The 6,558-nt window shown below is 58.6% G+C and carries 8 protein-coding genes; all 8 read right to left on the bottom strand.

Translation table 11 applies throughout. The features are described 5' to 3' along the window. Positions 1-191: 191 nt before the first annotated feature. The gene (locus O3S85_RS18635; protein ID WP_269542380.1) at positions 192-626 is read right to left on the bottom strand and encodes a hypothetical protein; all 435 of its coding nucleotides are present in this window, start codon (positions 624-626) and stop codon (positions 192-194) included. 4 nt (positions 627-630) lie between these two features. Then, positions 631-924: a hypothetical protein gene (locus tag O3S85_RS18630; protein WP_269542378.1), complete on the bottom strand. Its 294-nt coding sequence runs from the start codon at positions 922-924 to the stop codon at positions 631-633. Between the two features lie 5 nt (positions 925-929). Continuing rightward, a complete protein-coding gene (locus tag O3S85_RS18625; RefSeq protein WP_269542376.1) occupies positions 930-1,616 on the bottom strand; it encodes a sulfite exporter TauE/SafE family protein in 687 nt (228 codons plus the stop codon). A 70-nt stretch (positions 1,617-1,686) separates the two neighbouring features. Next, on the bottom strand, positions 1,687-2,049 hold the full coding sequence (locus tag O3S85_RS18620) for a hypothetical protein (RefSeq protein WP_269542374.1): 363 nt from the start codon (positions 2,047-2,049) through the stop codon (positions 1,687-1,689). A 152-nt stretch (positions 2,050-2,201) separates the two neighbouring features. Beyond that, the gene (locus O3S85_RS18615; RefSeq protein WP_269542371.1) at positions 2,202-2,603 is read right to left on the bottom strand and encodes a Fur family transcriptional regulator; all 402 of its coding nucleotides are present in this window, start codon (positions 2,601-2,603) and stop codon (positions 2,202-2,204) included. Positions 2,604-2,634: 31 nt separating this feature from the next. Beyond that, positions 2,635-3,480, bottom strand: coding sequence for an SMP-30/gluconolactonase/LRE family protein (locus O3S85_RS18610; RefSeq protein WP_269542369.1), 846 nt, complete (start codon positions 3,478-3,480; stop codon positions 2,635-2,637). A gap of 154 nt (positions 3,481-3,634) precedes the next feature. After that, a complete protein-coding gene (locus O3S85_RS18605; protein WP_269542368.1) occupies positions 3,635-5,545 on the bottom strand; it encodes a potassium transporter Kup in 1,911 nt (636 codons plus the stop codon). Between the two features lie 358 nt (positions 5,546-5,903). Beyond that, positions 5,904-6,542, bottom strand: a complete 639-nt coding sequence (gene pdxH / locus O3S85_RS18600; protein ID WP_269542366.1) for a pyridoxamine 5'-phosphate oxidase — start codon at positions 6,540-6,542, stop codon at positions 5,904-5,906. Between the last annotated feature and the right edge of the window lie 16 nt (positions 6,543-6,558).

The following is a 6,558-nucleotide window of genomic DNA, read 5'->3' as shown; positions in this document are numbered from 1 at the left end:
TTTTCCCATTCAACCAGTATGAATAAGGACAAAAATTGTACAAGCAATTTATGACGAAAACTTCGCTGACAATACACAAGGTGTTTCGTGCCACGAAACCTATGGGCAAACTGCTGCGAAGCCTATAGGCAAACTGACACGAAACCTCTACCTTTCGCGTCACGAAACCTACGGGCAAACTGGCACGAAACCTATGGGCAAACTGTCAAATACCCGGCCAGGCTCACCAACGGAACCAGCAGAAAAATAATCGCCGTCATGCATCCGGATTTCTTGGGTGCCTCTTCATCCAGCACTGCTTGAACGCCGGTCTGGCCAGCGAACATGGGCTCCCACGCGAACGTATCGAACCAACCTACATCGCCCTCGGCAAAAGCGAGAAATACCTCTTTGATGCGATCCAGCGGAATCTCGGAATCGTTCGTCTGGTAATGTTCCTCTTCGGAACCGTTGCGGTATTCCAGAACGAAGCCTTCCTGGGGGTTGCCCATTGTTTGCACGTAAACCTGATCCCTCAGCGCCAGTATCGCGAAGGAATTACTTTGGCCATCGATGGAGTCCAGGCCCGCGATGATCTGCTCACCCGTCGGGTTGTTCTGTTCGCTGACTTCGGTATTAAACTCCATTGTCCTAGCCCTGGAAGCCGTCGCAGAAGCCTTTAATCACCTCACCGCCGCGGTGGGCGCGGACCAGGAAGCGGCCTTCCTCGACGGGATTATCGGCGGAGTGTTGGTCGATGATCGTAAGCTTTTCGAAGCCCTGCACGATGTCGATAATCCGCTTGAGCGGAACGAAATTTTCCAGGGTAACCGTGAGGCTACCTTCGTCGTGCTTGAGCAGGAGCTCGCACTTGCCGGGCTTTACTGTAACTTCGGCGGGCGTGACGCCCTCCACTTCAAAAACGAGATTTTCTGGTGTACTCATGAGTGTTAATGACAGAATTGTTCGCCGAACAAGCCATCGCTGGCAATCATACGGTAGGTAATCAAACCAGCTGCCGCAAGCGCGAACACGCACTGCACCCAGCGCAAAACCGTGGGGGAAAACTTGCCCTTATAGCGGAAATAGCCCCCCTGGGCGAGCGCGAGCAGCGGAATCGTCCCCAGCGCAAAAGCCAGACCGATCTCCGCCCCGCGAACGGGGTCCCCGGAAAACAACGCCACGGTGAAAATCAGGTAAAGCGGGCCGCAGGGCAGCAGCGGAGTCATCGCGCCCAAACCTGCGCCGAGCAGCCAGCGGGGCAAGGCGCGGACCTTGCGGCTGATCTTTTGAAAAAGTCCGCTCCAAGCCCGAGGCTTGGGTAAATGCCGGTCGAGCCGGAATGCGACGGCCAGGAACATGGCGACCATCAGCCAGGGTAATATTTTCGCCGGAGCCGCGCCAAAGGCGTCCAGCGCCGAACCGCCAATCAGGCCCGCCAGCAGACAGATGATCATGTACGCCAGCGAGCGGCACAGGTGGTAGCTGGCTGTTGCCCAGGCCAGCGAACTTTCCGACTGGCCCAAGGGTAGCGTTGCGCAGCCGATCGGGCCACACATCCCCACACAGTGTGGGCTGGTGACCAAGCCCGCTATAAAAGCGGCGGACGCGCTGTCGATCAGGGCGGCGGATTGCATTGCCCTTTACCATCGGCAGATTTCCGCGGCGGTCAAGCAAGGGCAGCAGTGGTTAGCGGATCGGTTATCCCTAGGCGGCGCTCTTAGAGGCGGGTTTGGACTTTGGGCGGCGAGGCACGATCTTCGTGCGTAAAAGAATGCGGTTCATACAGCGCTGCAGGCGCAGGCTGATGCAGATGCCGGCAATGGTCTCATCGCGAATGTGGCCGAGGGTGTTGGAACACAGGGCCAACTCATGAACCATCCCCGTGTAAAGCCGCAGAAACTGCATGGTGTCCAGCCGACGCACGCGCCAGGAAGAGCGCTCGATCACCTCAGGGATTAAGCGGCAGTTCTTGCGGATAAAATCTTCGTTCTCATCAGACAGGATCAGGCGAATTTCCGTCTCCAGAACCTGCGAGTAGTTTAGGTTGTATTCTGGTTCGATGTTCATGGCGTTTACTTTATGCCATCATAAAGATTTTACACGGTTTTGACTATCGGTCAGGTAGTGTAAATCCTTCCGTTCAAGAACCGACCCAGCGTCAGGCCCAGACCCGACACACCTACCTATCCATGCGGCCTCAGCCGGAGAATGACCTCCGACTACTCCGGCGGACACTCCCGGCAGTAGCCGTAAATGATGACCTCCTCTCCCTCGGGTATGAATTCCGGGGGTATTTTACTCGCATAACCAGGTAAAATGTCGGGCGTCTCCTCGGGTAGCACGAAGACGTTATTACAGTTGCGGCAGATGAAATGTGGGCAGTGATTGCCCGTTGGCAGCACGTAGCGCGCGGGCTGGCCGGGCAGATAAACCCGCACCAGGCTGTGCTCGTCCAACATTTCGCGCACGTTGCGAAACACCGTCCGCTCACCGATCTTGGGGAAATGCATGCGCGCGCGCTCCAGCAGCTCCTCGAAATTCAAGGGGCGCTCGGCCTCGCTCAGCGCGTTGTAAATCGCCTCACGCTGGCGGGTGCGTCGGAAGGTGGGCGCATCGGACATGGCGTTATCGAAACGGAGTAATTACGCGCGGTCAATTCTCCAGCGTGATGCGGTAGATGGATTTCTGCGCCGTCACAAAGAGCGTCAGCGGGTCTTCGCCGAGCACGGTGACATTGGTCGGGCGCTCCGGTAGCTCAATACTTTGCTGTAGCTCGCCATCGGGCGAATAGACATCGACCGCCGTATGCGTCAGGTAAACATTGCCCGCTTCGTCCATCGCCATGCCGTCCGAAGGCTGATCGGCGAACAAGACTTTGTCCCGCAACGTTCCGTCGGGCTGGATGGCGTATTTCCACGTCTGCTTGCCACCGTGGTCGGTGATAATGAGGGTCTCCCCGTCGGGCGAACCGACGATACCATTGGGCCGCACCATATCGTCGACCACCTGGATCAAGCTCTGGCGGTCAGGGCTCAGGTAGTAAACGTGCTCACCGTCCTGCTCGAGGTTATCCCTATTGCCATAGCGCGGATCGGTAAAGTAGATGCCGCCCTTGGGGTCTATCCAAGTGTCGTTGGGGCTGTTGAGCAATTTGCCGTCAAACTTCGTTGCCAGGACGGTTGCCTCGCCGGTGGTGATATTGTCTTCGCGCACCTGGCGGTCACGCCCGGCGCAAATGATGAGCGTCTCATCGTCCGCAAAGAGCAGGCCATTGGCACCGCCAGTGTTCTCCCGGAAAAGCGTCACCTCGCCCGTCTCGGGGTCCCAGCGATGAATGCGGTTATTGGGGATGTCCGAGAAATACACCGCACCGTCCACAGGGCAAATCGCCGGCCCTTCGGTAAATTTAAAACCCGTCGCGAGCTGCTCGACTTGGGAGCCGGCGTGCAGCAGGCAGGTGAATATTGCGACGAATAAGATAAACAAATGACGGGGCATGACTAAAATCTGGTAAAGCCAACGCCCGAATGCGACTCAAATCGATCTCATTCCCTGCAGTCGTTTGCGGAACCATGGCGGATCGATTGCGGATGCTAAGCGGATCGCGATCCGCCAGCATCCGCGATCCGCTTAGCATCCGCAAAAATCTCCCCTACTTATCCACCTTCACCGTCTGAATCACCTCGACGAAGTCATCGGGCTTCCAGCGGAAGTATTCGTAGATGGGCCGGGCGTTGCGGAGCTGGAGCGAGAACAACCGCTGCATGATCATCGGCATCGCGTTGCGGCGGTCCGGCACAAAGCGTTCGCGGGAGGCGAAGTAAACCACCGGCTGCGGCGTGGCACCGTCGAACAAGCGACGCTCGGCCTCGGCAATAATCGCATCCAGATCGGGCGTGTCCTCGTAGCCGTAGGACGCCGTTACCCGCACAAAGCCGTGTGCCAGCGGAATCGTTTCCGTAATCATGTCGCCCTCGATACTGGGGACGGATTCCGCCGCCATGGTGAGGATCAAGTTGCGCTCACGCATGCTTTGGAAAAGCCGTAGTTGGTTCGCGAGCATGATCGGCATGACCAAGTTATTGCCCGTCAGGAAGACCGCTGTGCCGGGTAGGCGCTGGTAGTCATCGGGGTTCAGCTTGTCCAGAAAGCTGTTTAGCGGCTCGCGGCGCTCGGCGTGGTAGTTGTGAATCACCCGGCGACCGGCGCGGTAGGTGATCATGAGCAGGAACGCGAATCCCGCGATCGCCAGTGGATAGTAGCCGCCGGAAAACAACTTGAGCAAATTCGCGCCAAAGAAGGCGAAATCGATGGCAAAGAATAGCGCCAGCAAGACCAGACTGCCCGTCAGCCCCTTCTCCTGCCGCTTAATGCGCACGAAGAAATACGCGATACTGGTCACGATCATCGCCCCGGTGTCAGCCAGGCCATAGGCGGCGGCGAGGTTGTCCGACGAGCGAAACAGCAGCACCGTCAGGAGGCACATCACGCCGAGGCATTGGTTGACCAGTGGCAGGTAAATCTGCGACTCATGCTGCTCGCTGGTGTGGATGATTTGCAGCGGCGGCAGTATCCGCAACTGGATCGCCTGCCGGACCAGCGCAAACGAGCCGGAGATCAGCGCCTGCGAGGCAACGATCGTCGCCACCGTCGCCAAGACCATCAACGCCAGCGTGGGCCAGCCATCGGGCACGAGTGCGTAAAAGATATTTGCCGGTGCCTTGCCCGCCGCAAGCACCAGCGCCGCCTGCCCAAAGTAATTCAGCACCAGGCCCGGCAGCGCGATGAAATACCAGGCTAGCGTGATCGGCTTGCGCCCGAAGTGGCCCATATCCGCAAAAAGCGCCTCGGCCCCCGTTACGCAAAGGACGACCGCCCCAATCACCCAGATCGCCGTTTGCCAATGCGTCACCAGAAAATGTACGGCGTGGTAGGGATTTGCTGCGGCCAACACCGTCAGCCCGTGCTGCGCCAGTTGCCAGGCCCCCAGCGCACCCAGCGTGATGAACCACACCAGCATCACCGGGCCAAAGAGCACGCCAATCTTACCCGTGCCAAAGCGCTGCACCGCGAAGAGCGCGACGAGGATCACCATCGACAGCGGCACGACGTAATGCTCCAGCTTGGGCGAGAACGCCTCCAGTCCCTCCACTGCACTGAGCACCGAAATAGCGGGCGTGATCACGCCGTCTCCCAGTAGTAGCGCAGCGCCAAACATCATGATCAGCAGCACGATAGGCGTGCCTTTCTTGGAGTGAAAATACGGCCGCAGCTGGGCCATCAGCGCGAATACGCCGCCCTCCCCATGGTTGTCCGCCCGCATGACGAAGCCCAGGTATTTCACCGTGACCACCAGGATCAGCGACCAGAAAAACAGCGAGGTTATCCCCAGCACCGAGGCCTCCAAATGCCCGGCATCCAGGAACTGGCACGCTGCGGTAAAGGCATACAGCGGACTCGTCCCGATGTCACCAAACACCACGCCCAGCGCACCCACCATCAGCCCGACAGATCCGGCTTTCGTGGCCGTAGCAGCTTCCCCCCCTGGAGCGTTGTCACTCACGGATCGGGATCATGGCGGCAACGTCCCGTTGCATCGAGATATTTTCAGTGGAAATTGATGGGCGGATGAGAGCGCTCGCTAATTTCTCAACCAGGTGGCGGCCGATATCCTTATCGGCCACAATTTAGGCAGAGATTCAATGATTATCAGGGGACGTGTTTCGTGGATATCGACCAAGCGCGAACCAATTCAATCTGTCCTGATTCGCCTCTGGCCGATAAGGATATCGGCCGCCACCTTGCCACGCCTTCGTGGCGGACGCCTCGGCCATGCGTCCCTACCTCAGTCAGTTGGAATGGCTATTTGCCCATTGGGCAAATCCTGATGCAACGCATCCGACGGTCCAGCCGGAGGCTGGTTAAGGGGCGAGGCGCTCAATGCGCCAGGCCGAGCCGTCGGGCGTGTAGGCGAGGCGATCATGCAAGCGGCTCGGGCGGCCTTGCCAGAACTCAAACCAGGTCGGCTTCACGCAAAAGCCGCCCCAAAAATCGGGCAAGGGGATTTCGCCATCGCCGAATTTGCGCTTCATCTCGGCAAGCTTCATTTCGAGGATGCTGCGGGAGGTGATCACGCTGCTCTGATTCGACACCCACGCGCCAAGCTGGCTGCCACGCGGGCGGCTCAGAAAATACTTCAGCGACTCCTTGGCGGATATCTTTTCGGCGACACCGCGGATTTTTACCTGCCGCTCAAGTCCCAACCACGGGAACAGCAGCGCCACACGCGGATTATCTGCAATGTGAGCCGCCTTGGCACTGTGGTAATTCGTGAAAAACACAAAGCCGCGCTCATCGTAGGCCTTCAGCAGGACGGTGCGGGAGTCCGGCGCGCCCTCGCCATCGACGGTGGACAGCGTCATCGCATTGGGCTCGACGAGCTGCGCCGCCAGGGCTTGCTCAAACCACAGGCGGAACTGCGCAATTGGATCGGCCAAGGCGTTATCTTCGGAGAGCCCGGCCTGCGTGTATTCGCGGCGCATGTCAGCGGGATTGGTCATGCGGGCAATTTGGCGG

It is taken from the genome of Cerasicoccus sp. TK19100, assembly GCF_027257155.1.
GTDB lineage: Bacteria > Verrucomicrobiota > Verrucomicrobiia > Opitutales > Cerasicoccaceae > Cerasicoccus > Cerasicoccus fimbriatus.
Note: the sequence above shows the minus strand (reverse complement) of the source record. Positions and strands in the feature narration are given on the sequence as shown.